A 15,506-nucleotide genomic window follows, 5' to 3' on the forward strand; every position below is an offset into this window, starting at 1 on the left:
GTCGGCTCCTCCCACTTGTCGTCCCGGGCCCAAAGCGTAGTCACACCCGGCGGTCCCGGACAGGGCGCGAAGGGGCTCGCGCCGGTCCGGGACGACCTGGTGTCAGCGGGTGGGAGGCTCGGCTCCGACCAGCCACATGGAGAAGAACTGCGACCCGCCGCCGTACGCGTGACCGAGCGCTTTCCGGGCCCCCGGCACCTGGTGTTCGCCCGCCCGTCCCCGGACCTGCAACGCGGCCTCGGCGAAGCGGATCATGCCGGAGGCGCCGATGGGGTTGGTGGAGAGCACTCCGCCCGAGGGGTTCACGGGCAGGTCGCCGTCGAGTTCGGTGACGCCGGACTCGGTGAGCTTCCAGCCCTCGCCCTCGTCGGCGAAGCCGAGGTTCTCCAGCCACATCGGCTCGTACCAGGAGAACGGCACGTACATCTCCACGGCGTCGATCTCGCGTCGCGGGTCGCTGATGCCGGCCTGCCGGTACACATCGGCGGCGCAGTCCCGGCCCGCCCGCGGCGAGACGAAGTCCTTGCCGGCGAAGAGGGTCGGCTCGCTGCGCATCGCGCCGCCGTGCACCCAGGCGGGCGGGTGCGGCGAACGGGCCGCTCCGGCACGGTCGGTGAGGATCATCGCGCAGGCCCCGTCGGAGGACGGGCAGGTCTCCGAGTAGCGGATCGGGTCCCAGAGCATCGGCGCCGAGCGGACCTTCTCCAGGGTGATGTCCGGGTCGTGGATGTGCGCGTACGGATTCTTGAGCGCATTGCGGCGGTCCTTGTACGCGACGAGGGAACCGACCGTGTCCGGCGCTCCGGTGCGGCGCATGTACGCCCGCACGTGCGGGGCGAAGAAGCCGCCCGCTCCGGCCAGCAGCGGCTGCTGGAACGGGATGGGCAGCGAGAGCCCCCACATGGCGTTGGACTCGGACTGCTTCTCGAAGGCGAGCGTGAGTACGGTGCGGTGCACCCGCGCGGAGACCAGATTGGCCGCGACGAGTGCGGTGGAGCCGCCGACGGAGCCCGCGGTGTGCACCCGGAGCATCGGTTTGCCGACCGCGCCGAGGGCGTCGGCGAGATAGAGCTCCGGCATCATCAGGCCCTCGAAGAAGTCGGGTGCCTTGCCGATGACGACGGCGTCGATGTCCGCCCAGGTCAGTGCCGCGTCCTCCAGTGCGCGGACGGCGGCCTCGCGGACGAGTCCGGCGATGGAGACGTCCCGGCGCGCGGACACGTGCTTCGTCTGGCCGATGCCGACGACGGCCACGGGCTCCTCAGGCATGAGCGCTCTCCCCTTCGAGGACGGCGACCAGGTTCTGCTGCAGGCAGGGCCCGGAGGTGGCGTGGGCGAGCGCCCGGTCGGATTCGCCGCGGTGGATGCGGGCTGCGGCCTCGCCGAGGCGGATCAGCCCGGCGGCCATGACGGGGTTGGCGGCCAGTGCGCCGCCGGACGGATTGACGTTCACGTTGTCGCCGAGCCCGAGCGCCTTGCGCAGGACGACTTCCTGGGAGGTGAACGGGGCGTGCAACTCGGCGGTGTCCACCGGTCGTTCGAAGACTCCGGCGCGCGTGGCGGCGAGCCGGGTGGACGGTGATTCGGTCAGCTCCCGCACCCCGAGGCCATGGGCCTCGATGCGGTGGTCGATGCCGCGGATCCAGGCGGGGCGGGGGCACAGGGCCCGTGCGGTCTCACCGGCGGCGAGGATCACGGCGGCCGCGCCGTCACCGACCGGCGGGCAGTCGCCGGTGCGCAGTGGCTGCACGACGTACTCACCGGCCGCTACCGGTCCCTTGAGCTGGGCGTGCGGGTTGTCCGCCGCGGCGGCGCGGCTGCGGTGGGCGATCACGGCGAGAGCGGCCTCGTCCGTCTCGCCCGCGTCGATCAGCGCCTGGGCCTGGAGGGCGGCGAGTGCGACGGAGTCCGGCCAGAGCGGGCCGACGTAGTACGGGTCGAGCTGGCGGGTGAGGACGTCACGCACCTTGCCGGGTGAGGACTTTCCGTAGGAGTAGACGAGCGCGGTGTCCGCCTGGCCCGTCTGGATCTTCACCCAGGCCTCGTACAGCGCCCAGGCACCGTCCATCTCCACATGGGACTCGGAGATCGGCGGGTACGCGCCGACGCCGTCCAGGGCCATGGTGAAGGAGAAGGCGCGGCCCGCGAGATAGTCGCTGGAGCCGGAACAGGTGAAACCGATGTCGCTGGCCCTGAGCCCGGTCGCGTCGAGGACCCGGTGGAGGACCGGCATCAGCATCTCGACCTCGGAGAGTTCGTCGGTCTGCCGCAGATGGTCCGTCTGCGCGAAGGCGACGATCGCCACGTCTCGCATCTAGAGCAGCTCCTTGTACACGTCGTAGTCGGCGTCGGGCTCGCCGGTCGGCCGGTAGTGGTCGGGGTGCCGCCCGCCCTCGGTCCAGACGGGTTCGACGCGCAGGCCCATGCGCACCCGGTCGTACGGGATGCCGCCGATCCGCGCGTGCAGGGCGAGGTCCGCGCCGTCGAGTGCGATGTGCGCGTAGACGTACGGGACTTCGATGTCGAGGTTCTTCGCCTTGATGTTGACGATGCAGAACGTGGTCACGGTGCCGCGTGGGCCGACCTCGACCTGTTCGGCGGTGGCGACTCCGCAGGTGGGGCAGGCGCCGCGGGGCGGGACGTACACCTTGTGGCAGGACGGGCAGCGCTCGCCGACGATGCGCTGCCGGGAGAGTGCGTCGAGGTACGCGCTCTGGGCGCGGCCGGGGGTGTACCGGTAGTCGAGCCTGGCGGGGGTGACGATGCCGGTGACGGGGTCGGTGAACTCGCCGTCGTGCGGGGCGCATTGCCCGGTGTCCTCGCCGTCGTACGGCTCGAAGCAGGCGATGTCCGTGATCGCGCCGGTCCGCTCGGGGGCCCAGCGGATCCGTACCCGCATGCCGGTGCGTACAGCTTCGGGGCCGGGTGCGGCGAGAGCGTGCAGCAGCGCGGTGTCGGCGCCGTCGAGCCGGACGAGGACCCAGGCGAAGGGGGTTTCCAGGGGCTGGCCGCGGCGCGGGGCGGGGTTCCAGGCCCAGGTGGTGACGGTGCCGGTGGCGGCGACCTCGGTCAGTTCACGGATCTCCTCCGCGGTGACGGGGTCGTACTCGACGGGCGGGACCAGGACCTTTCCCTCGCCGGTACGGACGCCTAGGACGGTGCGTTCGCGCAGTCCGGTGAGGAAGGCGCTCTGGGCGGGTCCGAGGGATCGGGTGAAGGGGAATTCGACCACCAGCGGTGCGCTGAGGGCTTCGGGCACGGTTGCCTCCTCGGCTCAGGCGCGCCGGTAGACGGGCGGGCGCTGCTCGGCGAAGGCGCGGGCGCCTTCCTTGGCGTCGTCGGTCGCGAAGATCGGCCAGCCGCGTTCCAGTTCGGCGGCCAGCCCCTCGGTCTCGGTCAACTCGGCGGTCTCGTACACGGAGGCCTTGACGGCCTCGACGGCGAGCGGTCCACAGGCGTTGATCCGCTCGGCGACGGCGAGAGCCTCCTCCAGCGCGGTGCCGTCGGGGACGACCCGGCCGATCAGCCCGATGCCGGCCGCTTCCGCGGCGCTGTACGGGCGTGCGGTGAGGAGCATTTCGAGTGCGTGCGTCCGGGCGATCTGGCGTGGCAGCCGGACCGTCGACCCTCCGATGGGGAAGAGCCCGCGCCGCACCTCGAAGAGCCCGAAGGTGGCGCCCGCCCCGGCGATCCGGATGTCGGTGCCCTGGAGGATCTCGGTGCCGCCCGCGACGCAGTGGCCCTCCACCGCGGCGACGACCGGTTTGCGGGGGCGGTGGTGGCGCAGCATCGCCTTCCAGTGCAGATCGGGGTCGGCGGTCATCCGGTCCCGGTACCGCTCACCCTCCATTCCCTTGCCCGCCAGGGCCTTGAGGTCCATACCCGCGCAGAAGCAGCCGCCCGCGCCGGTCAGGACGACTGAGCGGATCGTGTCGTCCTCGTCCGCCGCGAGCCAGCCGTCGTACAGCCCGACCAGCATCGGCAGCGACAGGGCGTTCTTCGCCTCCGGCCTGTTCAGGGTGAGCACCAGCGTGGCGCCCTCGCGCCGCACGCCGAGGTGTTCCGTACCAGCCATTGTCCGCCTCCCATCCAAAGACCTAGAACAGGTTGCAGTAGGTGGTGGCCCAGTTCAATAGTTTTCTGACAGCTAGTCAGATTTCCTCGGCACCGCCTCTTCCCAGTTGCGCCTCCCGGCGCTCTAATGACCGCCGAGCCAGTCAGCTTCCGGGGTCAGGAGGAACGGTGGAGTACAACCTTGCCGACCTGTTCGAGTCGGTCGTCGACGCGGTCCCGGAACGCGAGGCGCTCGTCTACCTCGACCATCCCGGCACGGGTGCGGAGCGCCGGCTGACGTACGCGGAGCTGGACGCGGCGGCCAACCGCGTCGCCCACCATCTGATCGAGGCGGGCATCGCCCCCGGCGAGCATCTGGGGCTGCACCTCTACAACGGGGTCGAGTACCTCCAGACCGTGCTGGCCTGCCTCAAGGCCCGCATCGTCCCCGTCAATGTGAACTACCGCTATGTGGAGGAGGAGTTGGTCTACCTCTACCGCGACGCGGATCTGGCCGCGCTGGTCTTCGACGCCGAGTTCGACGAGCGGGTCGCGGCCGCCGCGCCGAAGGCCCCGGGCCTGCGTCATCTGGTGCGGGTGGGCGCACCGGAGGCGGGGGTCCGGGGCCCCGACGCCGTCGCGTTCACCGATGCCGAGGCGGCCGGGAGCCCGGAGCGCGGCTTCCCGCCGCGGTCGGCCGACGACCAGTTCATCATCTACACGGGCGGCACCACCGGAATGCCCAAGGGCGTGATGTGGCGCCAGGAGGACCTCTTCTTCTCCGGCCTGGGCGGCGGCGCGCCGACCGGCGAGCCGGTGAAGACACCGCAGGAGCTGGCCGAGCGGGTCGCCGCGGGCGGAGACGGGATCACCTTCTTCCCCACTCCACCGCTGATGCACGGCACCTCGACACTCACCGCCTTCATCGGTTTCAACTTCGGGCAGCGGATCGTGGTGCACCGCAAGTTCGTGCCCGAGGAGGTGCTCCGTACGATCGAGAAGGAGAAGGTCACCAGTGTGTCCCTGGTGGGCGATGCGATGCTGCGGCCGCTCATCGACGCGCTGAAGGGTCCGCTGAAGGGCACCGACTGCTCGTCGATGTTCTCCGTGTCCAGCTCGGGCGCGATCATGTCGGACTCGGTGCGCGCGGAGTTCCAGGCACTCGTGCCGACGGTGATGCTGCTGAACAACTTCGGCTCGTCGGAGTCCGGGTTCAACGGCACGGCCACGGCCGACTCGGGTCCGGAGAACGGCTTCCGGCTCCAGGTCAACTCCCGTACGGAGGTGGTCGATCCGGCCACGTACGAGCCGGTGGCCCCGGGCGAGCCGGGGCGGATCGCCCAGCGCGGACACGTGCCGCTCGGGTACTACAACGACCCGCGGAAGACCGCGGAGACCTTCTTCCGCAGGGGCGAGGAACGATGGGTCCTGCTCGGTGACATGGCGACGGTCGACGAGGACGGCATCGTCACGGTGCTCGGCCGCGGCTCGCAGTGCATCAACACCGGGGGCGAGAAGGTGTACCCCGAGGAGGTCGAGCAGGCGCTGAAGGCCCATCCGGACGTGTACGACGTACTGGTCGCCGCGGTGCCCGACGAACGGTGGGGCAACCGTGTCGCGGCGGTGGTGCAGTTGCGCGAGGGGGCGTCCGAACCCTCGCTCGACGACCTCCAGGCCCACTGCCGGACCCGTCTGGCGGGCTACAAGATCCCCCGTCGGCTGGTGATCACCCGCCGGATCCAGCGCTCCCCGAGCGGCAAGGCCGACTACCGGTGGGCCCGCTCGGTCGTCGCACCCCGGCGCGAACCCGGGGAATGAGGGCGGGTCCGGCCGCGCGGCCGGAGCCGGCCCGGCCACCGGGCGGCGGATCCCGCGTAAGCCATTCGGGCACGCTCCGGACCCATCCGCTCACCCTATGTGGCAACCGGGGGAGATCGACCATAGCTTCGGCTCATGAGGAAACGAAGCATCAAGATCCTTGTCCCCGTCGCGGTCCTCTCGGCCGCGGGATGCGGAATGTCCATCCCCTCCGCCTCGGCCACGGACTCGCACGAGGTCCGTCCGGGCGAGTCGATCCAGAAGGCGGTGGACGCCGCCCAGCCGGGTGACACCGTCGTCGTACTGCCCGGCACGTACCGGGAGAGCGTCCTGGTCACCAAGCCCGGCCTGACCCTGCGCGGCTCCGGCAGCAGGACCGTGCTGCGGCCGGCCGAGCCGGGCACGAAGGCCGCCGACGCCTGCGCGAGGGCCGGCAGCGGGATCTGCGTCCTGGGCAAGTCGGGCAGGACCGTGGACGGTGTGCGCATCGACTCGCTGACCGTCTCCGGCTTCAAGAAGAACGGCGTCTGGGCCTCCTGGACCGACCGGCTGACCGTCCGGCGGGTGACCGCCGAACACAACGGCGTCTGGGGCATCGCCCAGGAGCGCTCCACCCGCGGTGCCTTCACGGGCAACACCGCCCGTGCCAACGGCGACGCGGGCATCTTCGTCGCGAACACCGTCGACGAGGAGGGCGGCGCCACCGACACCCGGGGCACCGAGCTCCAGGACAACACACTCACCGACAACCGGATCGGCTTCACCGCCAGACGGGTACGCAACCTGTCGGTCCACAACAACAGCTTCACCGGCAACTGCACCGGTGTGTTCGTCGTGGGCGACGAGGGGAAGCCGCAGGCCGGCGCGATGAAGATCGAGTCCAACGAGATCACCGGCAACAACAAGTTCTGCTCCGCGACCGAACGGCTGCCGGCCCTCCAGGGCTCCGGCATCGTGCTCACCGGCGCCGCGGACACCGAGGTGCGCTCGAACACGATCCGCGACAACTCGGGCGCCACCCCGATGTCCGGCGGTGTCGTCCTGTTCAAGAGCTTCGTCGGCACCAAGAACACCGGCAACACCATCAGCGACAACGTCGTGCTCGGCAACAAGCCGGCCGACCTCGCCAATGGGGACACCGGTAAGGGCAACACGTTCACCGACAACGTCTGCGCCAAGTCCGCACCGACCGGGATGTGCTGACCGGTGCACCCCCGCACGAGGAGAAGCGAAACAGCATGACCACTGTGAGCCCCACCCCCACACCCACCCCCGTACACGCCGCCCTCCCGCACCCCGTCACTCCCCCGCAGCCGGCCATGCAGCTGCGTGAGCTCGTCTTCGGCGCGGCCAGGGCCGCCGCCGTGCGCGCCGCCGCCCGGCTGGGCGTCGCCGACGCGCTGGGCGAGACGCCCGCGACGGCGCAGGAACTCGCGGCCCTGGTGAAGGCCGAGCCGGCGCCGCTGCGGCGGCTGCTGCGCGCCCTGTCCTGCTACGGGATCTTCACCGAGACCGCGGACGGGCAGTTCGCCCACACGGAGATGTCACGCCTGCTGCGCGAGGACGACCCCAACAGTCTGCGCGACATCTCCCTGTGGTGCACCGAGCCCTGGACCTGGGACGTCTGGCCGCACCTGGACGACGCGGTACGCACCGGCAGGAGCGTCTTCGCGGACGTGCACGGCAAGGGCTTCTTCGACTACCTCCACCAGGAAGCCCACGAGTCCGCGCAGATCTTCAACCGCGCGATGACCACCTCCAGCATGCAGTCCGCGCTGGACGTCGCCGAACTCCTCGACCTCACCGGGGTGTCCTCGGTCGCCGACATCGGCGGCGGCCAGGGGCATGTGGTGGCGAGCCTGCTGGAGAAGTACCCGTCGCTCCAAGGCACCCTGATGGACCTGCCGGGCGTGGTGGCGCGGGCGGACGCCCGGCTGCGGGACGAGGGCGCGCTCGTCGACCGGACCCGGATCGTCGCCGGGGACTGCCGTGAGGCCATCCCCGTCGAGGCCGACCTCTACATCATCAAGAACATCCTGGAGTGGGACGACGACAGCACCCGCCGGACGCTGCGCAACGTCGTCGCGGCGGCCCGCCCGGGAGCCAGGGTCGTCGTCATCGAGAACCTCGTCGACGACACCCCCTCGATGCGGTTCACCACCGCGATGGACCTGCTGCTGCTCCTCAACGTCGGCGGCGCGAAGCACACCAGGGAGAGCCTGGTCACCCGGATCTCGGAAGCCGGGCTGCTGATCGGCGAGGTCGTCGCGGTCAACGCCTACCTCCACGCGTTCGAGTGCGTGGTCCCCGACTGACCTCCCCTCCCCGGCACCACGGAAATCCCCCCGCACCACGGAAACCGCCCCGGGCCCGGCCTCTCGGCCGGACCCGGGGCGGTCGTCCGTCTCAGGCGGGGACGCCGCGCTCCCACCGGTAGAACTCGTGGGCCATGGCGTCCTTGGGACCACGCCAGGTCAGCGGGTCGTACGCGCTGACGTAGGCGGTGAGCTTGTCGCTGATGTCCTTGAACTCCGGGTGCTCGGTCACCTTCGCGATCTCGGGACCCGGCGGGTGCTCCGACTCGATCAGGTGCAGATACACGTCGCCGAACTGGAAGAGCTTGCGCCGGGTGATGCCGACGAGGTGCGGCAGTTCGCCGCTGTCGGAGGCCGCGAACAGATTCGCGATGTCCGGCGCCGAGCCCGGGGCCATCCGGGCGACGATCAGAGCGTGGTGCATCGGGCGATGCCTTTCTGGTTCCCGGCCCGGCACCCGGCCGGCCGGCCGGGTGGCGGGACGTGGGCGGATGGCGGGTCAGTTGGCCCCGACCGAGGCCGTGCGGCGCTCCCGGTCGCGCTGCTCGATCTTGTCCCGGATCAGCTCCATCTGGACCTTGGAGTTGCGGTTGATGTTGTCGGTCATCCAGGCGTCGTCGACGGGCGCGTCGGGACGCATCGCGAAGTCCTGGGCCCAGTGCATCTTGGTGCCGCCGGGAACCTCCGAGTACTCCCAACGGATGTTCATGTGCTGGAACGGACCGGGCTCCACGCGGCGGGCACGGACGGTGCGGTTGGCACGGTCCACCGTCCGCTCGGAGACCCAGCTCCACACCTTGTCGTTCTCGTCGGGGTGCATCGTCAGACGGAAGGTCGTGCTGTCGCCGTCCCGCTCGATGACCTCGACCGCGGCGTACTCGCTGAACAGCCGCGGCCAGTTCTCCAGGTCGTTCGTCACGTCCCAGACCAGGTCCAGGGGGGCTGCGATGGTGATCTCGTTCTCGGTGTGTCCGGACACGTCAGGCTCCTGTCATGAGGCTGTTGTTGACGAGGTCGAGGAATTCCTGGGGGGTCCTGCAACGGTCGGCATCGGCCGGCAGCGCCCGGCCGTGCCGGTTCTCCAGCACGCCCACGATGCCGAGCAGACCCAGCGAGTCGAGGCCGTACTCGTCGAAGGCCGAACTGGGACGCTGCTCCATGTCGCGCGGGTCGACGGTGACTCCGGCGCCCTTCTTCATCAGGACGGCGAGTTCCGTGTAGGTCAGTCGGTCGGTCATGAGGACTTCTCCTTCTCACACTTGGGGGTCGGTGGAGCGCCGCAGCACCATCGCCGCGTTCGAGCCCATGAGCCCGCGGCTGAGCACCAGCGCCGTCCGGAGTTCGGCGGGGCGGGCGCTGCCGGTGACCACGTCGAGGTCGTGGCACACCTCGAAGACGTTCGGGGTCGGCGGTATGAGCGCGTTCTCCATGGAGAGCACCGCGGCGGCCGCATCCATCACCGGAGCACCGCAGTAGGCACGCCCGATACCGGTCTTGGGCGCTGTCACCGGCACCCGCCTGCCGTGCGCGCCGAGGGCGTCGGCGATGGCCAGCGCCTCGGCGCGGTCGGCCGCGGGCACACCGAGGGCGTCCGCGAAGACGACGTCGATCTCGTCCGGCGCGCAGTCGGCCTCCCGCAGGGCGCCGATGATCGCCTGGGCGAGGCCCTCCCGGGACTCCGCCCACCTGGACGCTCCGGTGAACGTGGCGGCGTGCCCGGCGAGTTCGGCCCGGACCTTGGCCCCGCGCCGGCGCGCCGACTGCTCCTCCTCGACCACCAGCATGGCGCCGCCCTCGGCCGGCACGAAGCCGCAGGCCTCCGAGGTGAACGGCCGGTAGGCGCGGGTGGGGTCCTCGACGGTGCTCAGGTCCTCGTACCCGAGCTGGCAGACGACCGAGTAGGGCGCCAGCGGGGCCTCGGCCGCGCCGACCACCACCGCTTCGGTGCCGCCACGGATCGAACGGGCGGCATGCGCCAGTGCGTCCAGACCGCCGGCCTCGTCGCTGGCCACGACCGCGCACGGACCCTTGAAGCCGCCGCGGATCGAGATCTGGCCGGTGCTGGCCGCGTAGAACCAGGCGATGGACTGGTACGGGCCCACGTAGGTGGAGCCCTGTCCCCAGAGCCGCTGGAGTTCACGCTGGCCGAATTCGCCCCCGCCGGACCCGGCAGCGGTCACCACGCCGACGTCGAAGGGTGAATCCTCGTAGTCGGCACGGCCGAGCCGGGCGTCGTCCAGCGCGATGTCCGCGGCGGCCATCGCGAAGTGCGTGAACTTGTCGGTCTGGACGAGGAAGCGCTCCTCGATCAGCTCGACCGCCTCGAATCCCCGCACCTCGCCCGCGACCCGCAGGGGCAGGTGTTCGCAGCCTTCGCGGGTGACCCGGTCCAGCACGCTCATTCCTTCGTGCGTCCGCTTCCAGAAGGCTTCGGTGTTATTGCCGTTGGGGGCGACCACACCGATGCCGGTGACGACGGTGCGCCGGGCTTTGCGGGTTCTCATGGTGTCCTCCCACCTGTTCGGGTCAGGGCCACCGCCGACTGGAAGCCACCGAATCCGCTGCCCACCGAGAGGACGCTGCGCAGCTTCAGGGGACGCGCGGTGCGCGGCACGTAGTCGAGGTCGCATTCGGGGTCGGGGCTCTCGTAGTTCGCCGTCGGCGGCACCGTCTGGTGGACCAGGGCGAGTACGCAGGCCGCGATTTCTATCGCGCCGATCGCCCCCAGCGAGTGGCCGACCATGGACTTGATCGAACTCATCGGGATGTCGAAGGCGTGTGCCCCCAGTGCCCGCTTCACCGCGGCCGTCTCGTGCCGGTCGTTCTGCTTGGTGCCCGAGCCGTGCGCGTTGACGTAGTCGATCTGCGACCCGTCCATACGGGCGTGGCCCAGCGCCCGGTTGATCGCCTCGGCCATCTCCAGGCCCTCGGGGGTCAGCCCGGTCATGTGGTAGGCGTTGCCGAAGGTGGCGTAGCCCGCGATCTCGCAGTACACGGTGGCACCGCGGGCACGAGCGTGTTCCAGCTCCTCCAGGACGAGGACCGCCCCGCCCTCGCCCATGACGAAGCCGTCGCGGCGTGCGTCGAACGGCCGGGAGGCGTGCTCGGCGTCGTCGTTGTTCGCCGATGTGGCCTTGATGGCGTCGAAACACGCCACGGTGATCGGGGTGATCGGTGAGTCCGACGCCCCGGCGATGCATACGTCGACGCGGCCCTCCTCGACGGACTGGAAGGCGTACCCGATCGCGTCGAGGCCGGAGGTGCAGCCCGTGGAGACGGTCTGCACCGGGCCGTGCGCGCCGACCTGCTCGGCCACCGCCGAGGCGAGGGTGCTGGGTGAGAAGGCCCGCTCCAGGTGGGGGCCGGCCGACCGGTGGTCGACGTCCCAGCGGGCACCGCTCTCGCTGACGGCGACGTAGTCGTGCTCCAGCCGGGTGGTGCCGCCGACCGCGGTGCCCAGCGACACCCCCATCCGCCAGGGGTCCACCTTCTCCGGGTCGAGGCCCGCGTCGCCGAGGGCCTCCCTGGCGGCCACCATCGCGAACTGGATGTAGCGGTCCGACCGGTCGACGGTGGCGGAGTCCAGCCCGTGCGCCGCCGGGTCGAAGTCGCACTCGGCGGCGATCCGGGAGCGGAATCCGGCCGGGTCGAAGAGCGTGATGCCCCTGGTCGCGGTGCGTCCGTTCGCGAGGAGGTCCCAGAACGCCGGTGCGCCGATCCCGCCGGGGGCGACGACGCCCACGCCGGTGACCGCCACCCGGCGGGTCATGAGGCGGCCTCCGTTCGTTCCGGAGGCGTGACACGGTCGGCGGATTCGGTGTGCTCGGTGTCGACGTGGCCGAGCTCCGGACGCGGGGCGAGCGGGCCGAGGTGGAAGACCATGCGTGCCTCCACGTCGCCCACGTTGCGGAATCGGTGGCGTACATGGGGAGGGATCAGCAGGCCCTGGTCGGGCCGCATCCGGTACGGTTCACCGTCCAGATCCACTTCCAGCAGACCGTTCACGACGTACACGAACTCCTCGGAGTACGGGTGGTAGTGCTCGCCGATGCGGTCGCCGGGCTGAACGATCGCCAGCCCCATGAAGCCACTGGTGGCTCCCACCGCTGTCGGCGTGAGCATGGCGCGGAGATCCCCTCCACGCCTGCGGTTGGGCTGCGTCTCACTGAGGTCCACGATGCGTGGCCGGTGCGTGGTCATGACTGCTTTCCTCCTGGCGCATTGCGCGTTGTGTTGACGGGTTGAGCGAGAACCCCCCAGGGTGCGGATGCGCGGTTCAGGACTCCACGGCCCGCCGATCCGTGATCAGGGTCATCTCGGACTTCTTGAGGAACTGCGAGATGCCCCGCTCGTCCGTGGGGACGGCGTTGCTGCCGCCGTCGAGGAGGCGTCCGAGCCTGGCCACCTTGCCGGGGCCGTCGATGCCCACCGCCTGGGCGGGCTGCGCGTCGATCGGTTCGGCCGCTTCGAGGAGGCGGACGACGACGTCGTCGCGCTGGAAGATGGTGCTGCTGTCGATGATGCTCGCCGGGTCGTCGGCCGCCTCCTCGTCGTGCTCGGCGAGGAGCCGGGCGAGGGCCATGCCGCAGCCCTCCTTGGCCTCGTAGAAGAGTGCGTGCCGGCGGACGTCCTCCGCCTTGTGCCGGCCGGCGGTCACGTGGTGGACGGTCGGCAGCGCCGCCCGGGTGAAGAACATCCGGGCGGAGTCCGGGTCGCTGAGGTCCCGGTCCTGCTCCAGGTACGGGTTGATCGCCTCTTCGACGGCCCTGACCTCGGGCTGCCGGGCGACGTGGCGCAGGGCGGCGAGCAGGTCGCCCTCGACCTCGACGGCCCGCACGACGCGGTTTCCGTGCATGAAGAGCGAGGTGCGGCGCAGCCGGGTGTCCTCGTCGACCCGTGCGTTCGGGGAGTCGTAGTCGGCCAGGATCTTGGCCACGACGTCCTCGGTGCCCGGCTTGACGGTGAAGGTGAGCGCGTGGCGCACCACCCCGTCGCCCAGGCGCGGGGACGCCTGGAGGCGGCCCTTGACCGTCTCGGGCGCCATCTCGAAGGCCTTCCCGGTCTCCCGCAGGACGCTGAAGCGCAGCGACCGGGTGTCGCGCACGCAGTTGTGCAGCGGCTGGACCGTCGCGACGTGCTCCTCGCTGTTCACCCAGGCGAGGAAGGGAGGTGCGCTGTCCCATTCGCTGGTGATCAGCCACTGGGAGGGGTTCTCGATGGACTGGCACAGCTGGTCGCTGATGTGTCCGGGGACGGACGCCACCTGATTGCGCAGGTGCTCGTACGCCTCGAGGAACTCCTTCTGGGCCCCGTCGTAGAGGTCCAGCAGCAGCACGACACGCAGCCGGGAACCGTCGAAGGCGGACTGGGAGATCCGTTCCGAGAGGGTGGTGGTCATCTTTCGATCTCCTTCGAGACGGTTTCGTGGTCGAGCCGAGTGGCATGCCGTCAACCGTCGGTTGGCGAGTGGATTCGGAGCGGGGACTCTCCCGGCGGATGTGAATGGTCCGCCCCCGAGGCCGCGGACGTCGTCTCCGTGACCGATCGTGAAACGCTGGTCCGGGTGGCGCGAGATTTATGAACCGTTCAGGTGAGCGAGCGTCCGAACCGCTCTCACCAGGGCATTGAACAATGCAACCGAACGGCGTCCGAGCTGGAGCAACTGATGAACGAGAACGTCGACATCCGCGTGCCGGTCCTCATCGTGGGCGGCTCCCTGGTGGGCTTGTCCGCCTCACTCTTCCTCGGCCGGCTCGGGGTCGAGCACCTGCTGGTCGAGAAGCACCGGTCCACCTCGACACACCCGCGCGGCCGCGGCAACAACGTCCGCACGATGGAGGTGTTCCGCACGGCGGGTGCCGAGGCGGGCATCCGGCAGGCGGCCTCCGTCCTCGCCGACAACCACGGAATCCTGCAAGCCGGTTCGCTCACCGGGGACGATCAGGAGTGGCTGTTCAAGGAGATCGACCCGGGTGGCGGGATCGCCCGTTTCAGTCCGACCGGCTGGTGCCTGTGCAGCCAGAACGACCTGGAGCCGGTGCTGGTGAAGCTGGCCCGGGAACAGGGCGGTGACCTGCGGTTCTCCACCGAGATGCAGAGCTTCGACCAGGACTCGTCAGGGGTGGAAGCGGCGCTGAAGAACCGGGAGACCGGCGAGCACATCACTGTGCGCGCGGACTACCTGATCGCGGCCGACGGTCCGCGCAGCCCCATCCGTGACCAGCTGCACATCGACCGGACGGGTCCCGGCGACCTCTTCCACAACGTCAGCATCACCTTCCGCTCCCGGCAGCTCGCCGACGTGCTGGGCGACCGGCGCTTCATCGTCTGCTACCTGACCAACCCGGCTGCGGACGGTGCCCTGTTGCCGGTCGACAACAAGAAGGAGTGGGTGTTCCACGCGCCGTGGCAGCCCCAACTCGGTGAGACCCTGGAGGACTTCACCGACGAGAGGTGCGCCGAGCACATCCGTACGGCGATCGGCGCTCCGGACATCGACATCGAGATCACCGGCAAGGCGCCGTGGCACGCCGCGGAGCGGGTCGCCGAGCGGTACTCCTCCGGCCGGGTCTTCCTCGCCGGCGACTCGGCCCACGAGATGTCCCCCACCGGGGCGTTCGGGTCCAACACCGGCATCCAGGACGCGCACAACCTCGCCTGGAAGCTCGCCACCGTGCTGAAGGGCGAGGCGGGTCCGGGCCTGCTGGACACGTACGAGGCGGAGCGGCTGCCGGTGGCACGGGCGACGAGCGCACGGGCTTCGGCGCGCTCCAGCGAGCACAGCCACCCGGGATACTCCGCGGCGCCTGGCGCGGGCGGCGGAAAGCAGGGCGGCATGCTCAGCGTGGCGCTGGGCTACCGCTATGTCCGCGGCGCGGTGCTGGGCACCGACCCCGAGCAGCCGGTGGTGCCGCAGGGGATGCAGCTGAACGGTGAACCAGGCAGTCGTGCACCGCATCTGTGGGTCCGTCAGGGCGGTGAGCGCAAGTCCACACTCGATCTGTACGAGCACACGCTCGTGCTGCTCACCGACGGTGCGGACCTGGCATGGCGCCGGGCGGCGGCGCGGGTCGCCGACCGGCTCTCGGTCCGGCTCCAGGCGTACGGCATCGGCCCGGGTGCCGATCTGGAGCCGGAGAACGGCGTCGACTGGGCCGAGATCCACGGGACGACGCCCGAAGGCGCTGTGCTGGTGCGTCCCGACGGGTTCGTGGCCTGGCGGTCGACGGGCCCCGCGGCGGATGCCGAGAGCACCCTCCACGAGGTCCTGACCTCCCTGCTGCACCGTTCCTGACCCCTCCGCCGACGCCCGTGACGGAC

Annotated in this window: 15 protein-coding genes; 4 read left to right on the forward strand and 11 right to left on the reverse strand. The window is 70.5% G+C overall.

Features of this window, described 5'->3' with window-relative positions; translation table 11 throughout:
* Positions 1 to 102 precede the first annotated feature (102 nt).
* From ACFV8T_RS15205 to ACFV8T_RS15220, 4 genes are read right to left on the reverse strand one after another with little or no spacing between them, the layout of a single operon-like run.
* Positions 103 to 1,269: a thiolase domain-containing protein gene (locus ACFV8T_RS15205; RefSeq protein WP_385327654.1), complete on the reverse strand. Its 1,167-nt coding sequence runs from the start codon at positions 1,267 to 1,269 to the stop codon at positions 103 to 105.
* Complete coding sequence (locus ACFV8T_RS15210) at positions 1,262 to 2,314, reverse strand: thiolase domain-containing protein (RefSeq protein ID WP_385327656.1); 1,053 nt, start codon at positions 2,312 to 2,314, stop codon at positions 1,262 to 1,264. The genes ACFV8T_RS15205 and ACFV8T_RS15210 overlap by 8 nt, the downstream gene beginning before the upstream one ends.
* Entirely contained in the window at positions 2,315 to 3,259 is a 945-nt protein-coding gene (locus tag ACFV8T_RS15215; RefSeq protein ID WP_385327657.1) for a Zn-ribbon domain-containing OB-fold protein, read from the reverse strand.
* A gap of 15 nt (positions 3,260 to 3,274) precedes the next feature.
* On the reverse strand, positions 3,275 to 4,075 hold the full coding sequence (locus tag ACFV8T_RS15220; RefSeq protein WP_385327659.1) for a crotonase/enoyl-CoA hydratase family protein: 801 nt from the start codon (positions 4,073 to 4,075) through the stop codon (positions 3,275 to 3,277).
* 167 nt (positions 4,076 to 4,242) lie between these two features.
* Between ACFV8T_RS15220 and ACFV8T_RS15225 the strand changes: the two genes are divergently transcribed.
* From ACFV8T_RS15225 to ACFV8T_RS15235, 3 genes are all read left to right on the forward strand, one after another.
* The gene (locus ACFV8T_RS15225) at positions 4,243 to 5,871 is read left to right on the forward strand and encodes an acyl-CoA synthetase (protein WP_385327661.1); all 1,629 of its coding nucleotides are present in this window, start codon (positions 4,243 to 4,245) and stop codon (positions 5,869 to 5,871) included.
* Between the two features lie 135 nt (positions 5,872 to 6,006).
* Positions 6,007 to 7,074 carry a nitrous oxide reductase family maturation protein NosD gene (locus tag ACFV8T_RS15230; protein WP_385327662.1) on the forward strand — a complete coding sequence of 356 codons (1,068 nt, stop codon included), beginning with the start codon at positions 6,007 to 6,009 and terminating at the stop codon, positions 7,072 to 7,074.
* 35 nt (positions 7,075 to 7,109) lie between these two features.
* Complete coding sequence (locus tag ACFV8T_RS15235; protein ID WP_385327664.1) at positions 7,110 to 8,186, forward strand: methyltransferase; 1,077 nt, start codon at positions 7,110 to 7,112, stop codon at positions 8,184 to 8,186.
* A 91-nt stretch (positions 8,187 to 8,277) separates the two neighbouring features.
* On the opposite strand, the gene ACFV8T_RS15240 is transcribed toward ACFV8T_RS15235, so the two are convergent.
* The 7 genes from ACFV8T_RS15240 to ACFV8T_RS15270 form a co-directional block, all read right to left on the reverse strand.
* Positions 8,278 to 8,610, reverse strand: a complete 333-nt coding sequence (locus ACFV8T_RS15240; RefSeq protein WP_385327665.1) for a TcmI family type II polyketide cyclase — start codon at positions 8,608 to 8,610, stop codon at positions 8,278 to 8,280.
* Between the two features lie 75 nt (positions 8,611 to 8,685).
* On the reverse strand, positions 8,686 to 9,165 hold the full coding sequence (locus ACFV8T_RS15245) for an SRPBCC family protein (protein ID WP_385327667.1): 480 nt from the start codon (positions 9,163 to 9,165) through the stop codon (positions 8,686 to 8,688).
* 1 nt (position 9,166) lies between these two features.
* Entirely contained in the window at positions 9,167 to 9,424 is a 258-nt protein-coding gene (locus ACFV8T_RS15250; protein WP_266424106.1) for an acyl carrier protein, read from the reverse strand.
* Between the two features lie 15 nt (positions 9,425 to 9,439).
* Positions 9,440 to 10,690, reverse strand: coding sequence for a ketosynthase chain-length factor (locus ACFV8T_RS15255; protein ID WP_385327669.1), 1,251 nt, complete (start codon positions 10,688 to 10,690; stop codon positions 9,440 to 9,442).
* Positions 10,687 to 11,955 carry a beta-ketoacyl-[acyl-carrier-protein] synthase family protein gene (locus ACFV8T_RS15260; protein WP_385327671.1) on the reverse strand — a complete coding sequence of 423 codons (1,269 nt, stop codon included), beginning with the start codon at positions 11,953 to 11,955 and terminating at the stop codon, positions 10,687 to 10,689. Before ACFV8T_RS15260 ends, ACFV8T_RS15255 begins: the two co-directional genes overlap by 4 nt.
* A complete protein-coding gene (locus tag ACFV8T_RS15265; protein WP_385327673.1) occupies positions 11,952 to 12,386 on the reverse strand; it encodes a cupin domain-containing protein in 435 nt (144 codons plus the stop codon). Before ACFV8T_RS15265 ends, ACFV8T_RS15260 begins: the two co-directional genes overlap by 4 nt.
* A gap of 76 nt (positions 12,387 to 12,462) precedes the next feature.
* Positions 12,463 to 13,584: a SchA/CurD-like domain-containing protein gene (locus ACFV8T_RS15270; protein WP_385327674.1), complete on the reverse strand. Its 1,122-nt coding sequence runs from the start codon at positions 13,582 to 13,584 to the stop codon at positions 12,463 to 12,465.
* A gap of 267 nt (positions 13,585 to 13,851) precedes the next feature.
* Between ACFV8T_RS15270 and ACFV8T_RS15275 the strand changes: the two genes are divergently transcribed.
* Positions 13,852 to 15,480 (forward strand): FAD-dependent oxidoreductase, encoded by a 1,629-nt coding sequence (locus ACFV8T_RS15275; protein ID WP_385327676.1) that lies wholly within the window; start codon positions 13,852 to 13,854, stop codon positions 15,478 to 15,480.
* Positions 15,481 to 15,506 lie beyond the last annotated feature (26 nt).

Source organism: Streptomyces sp. NPDC059832, assembly GCF_042731715.1.
Lineage (GTDB): Bacteria > Actinomycetota > Actinomycetes > Streptomycetales > Streptomycetaceae > Streptomyces.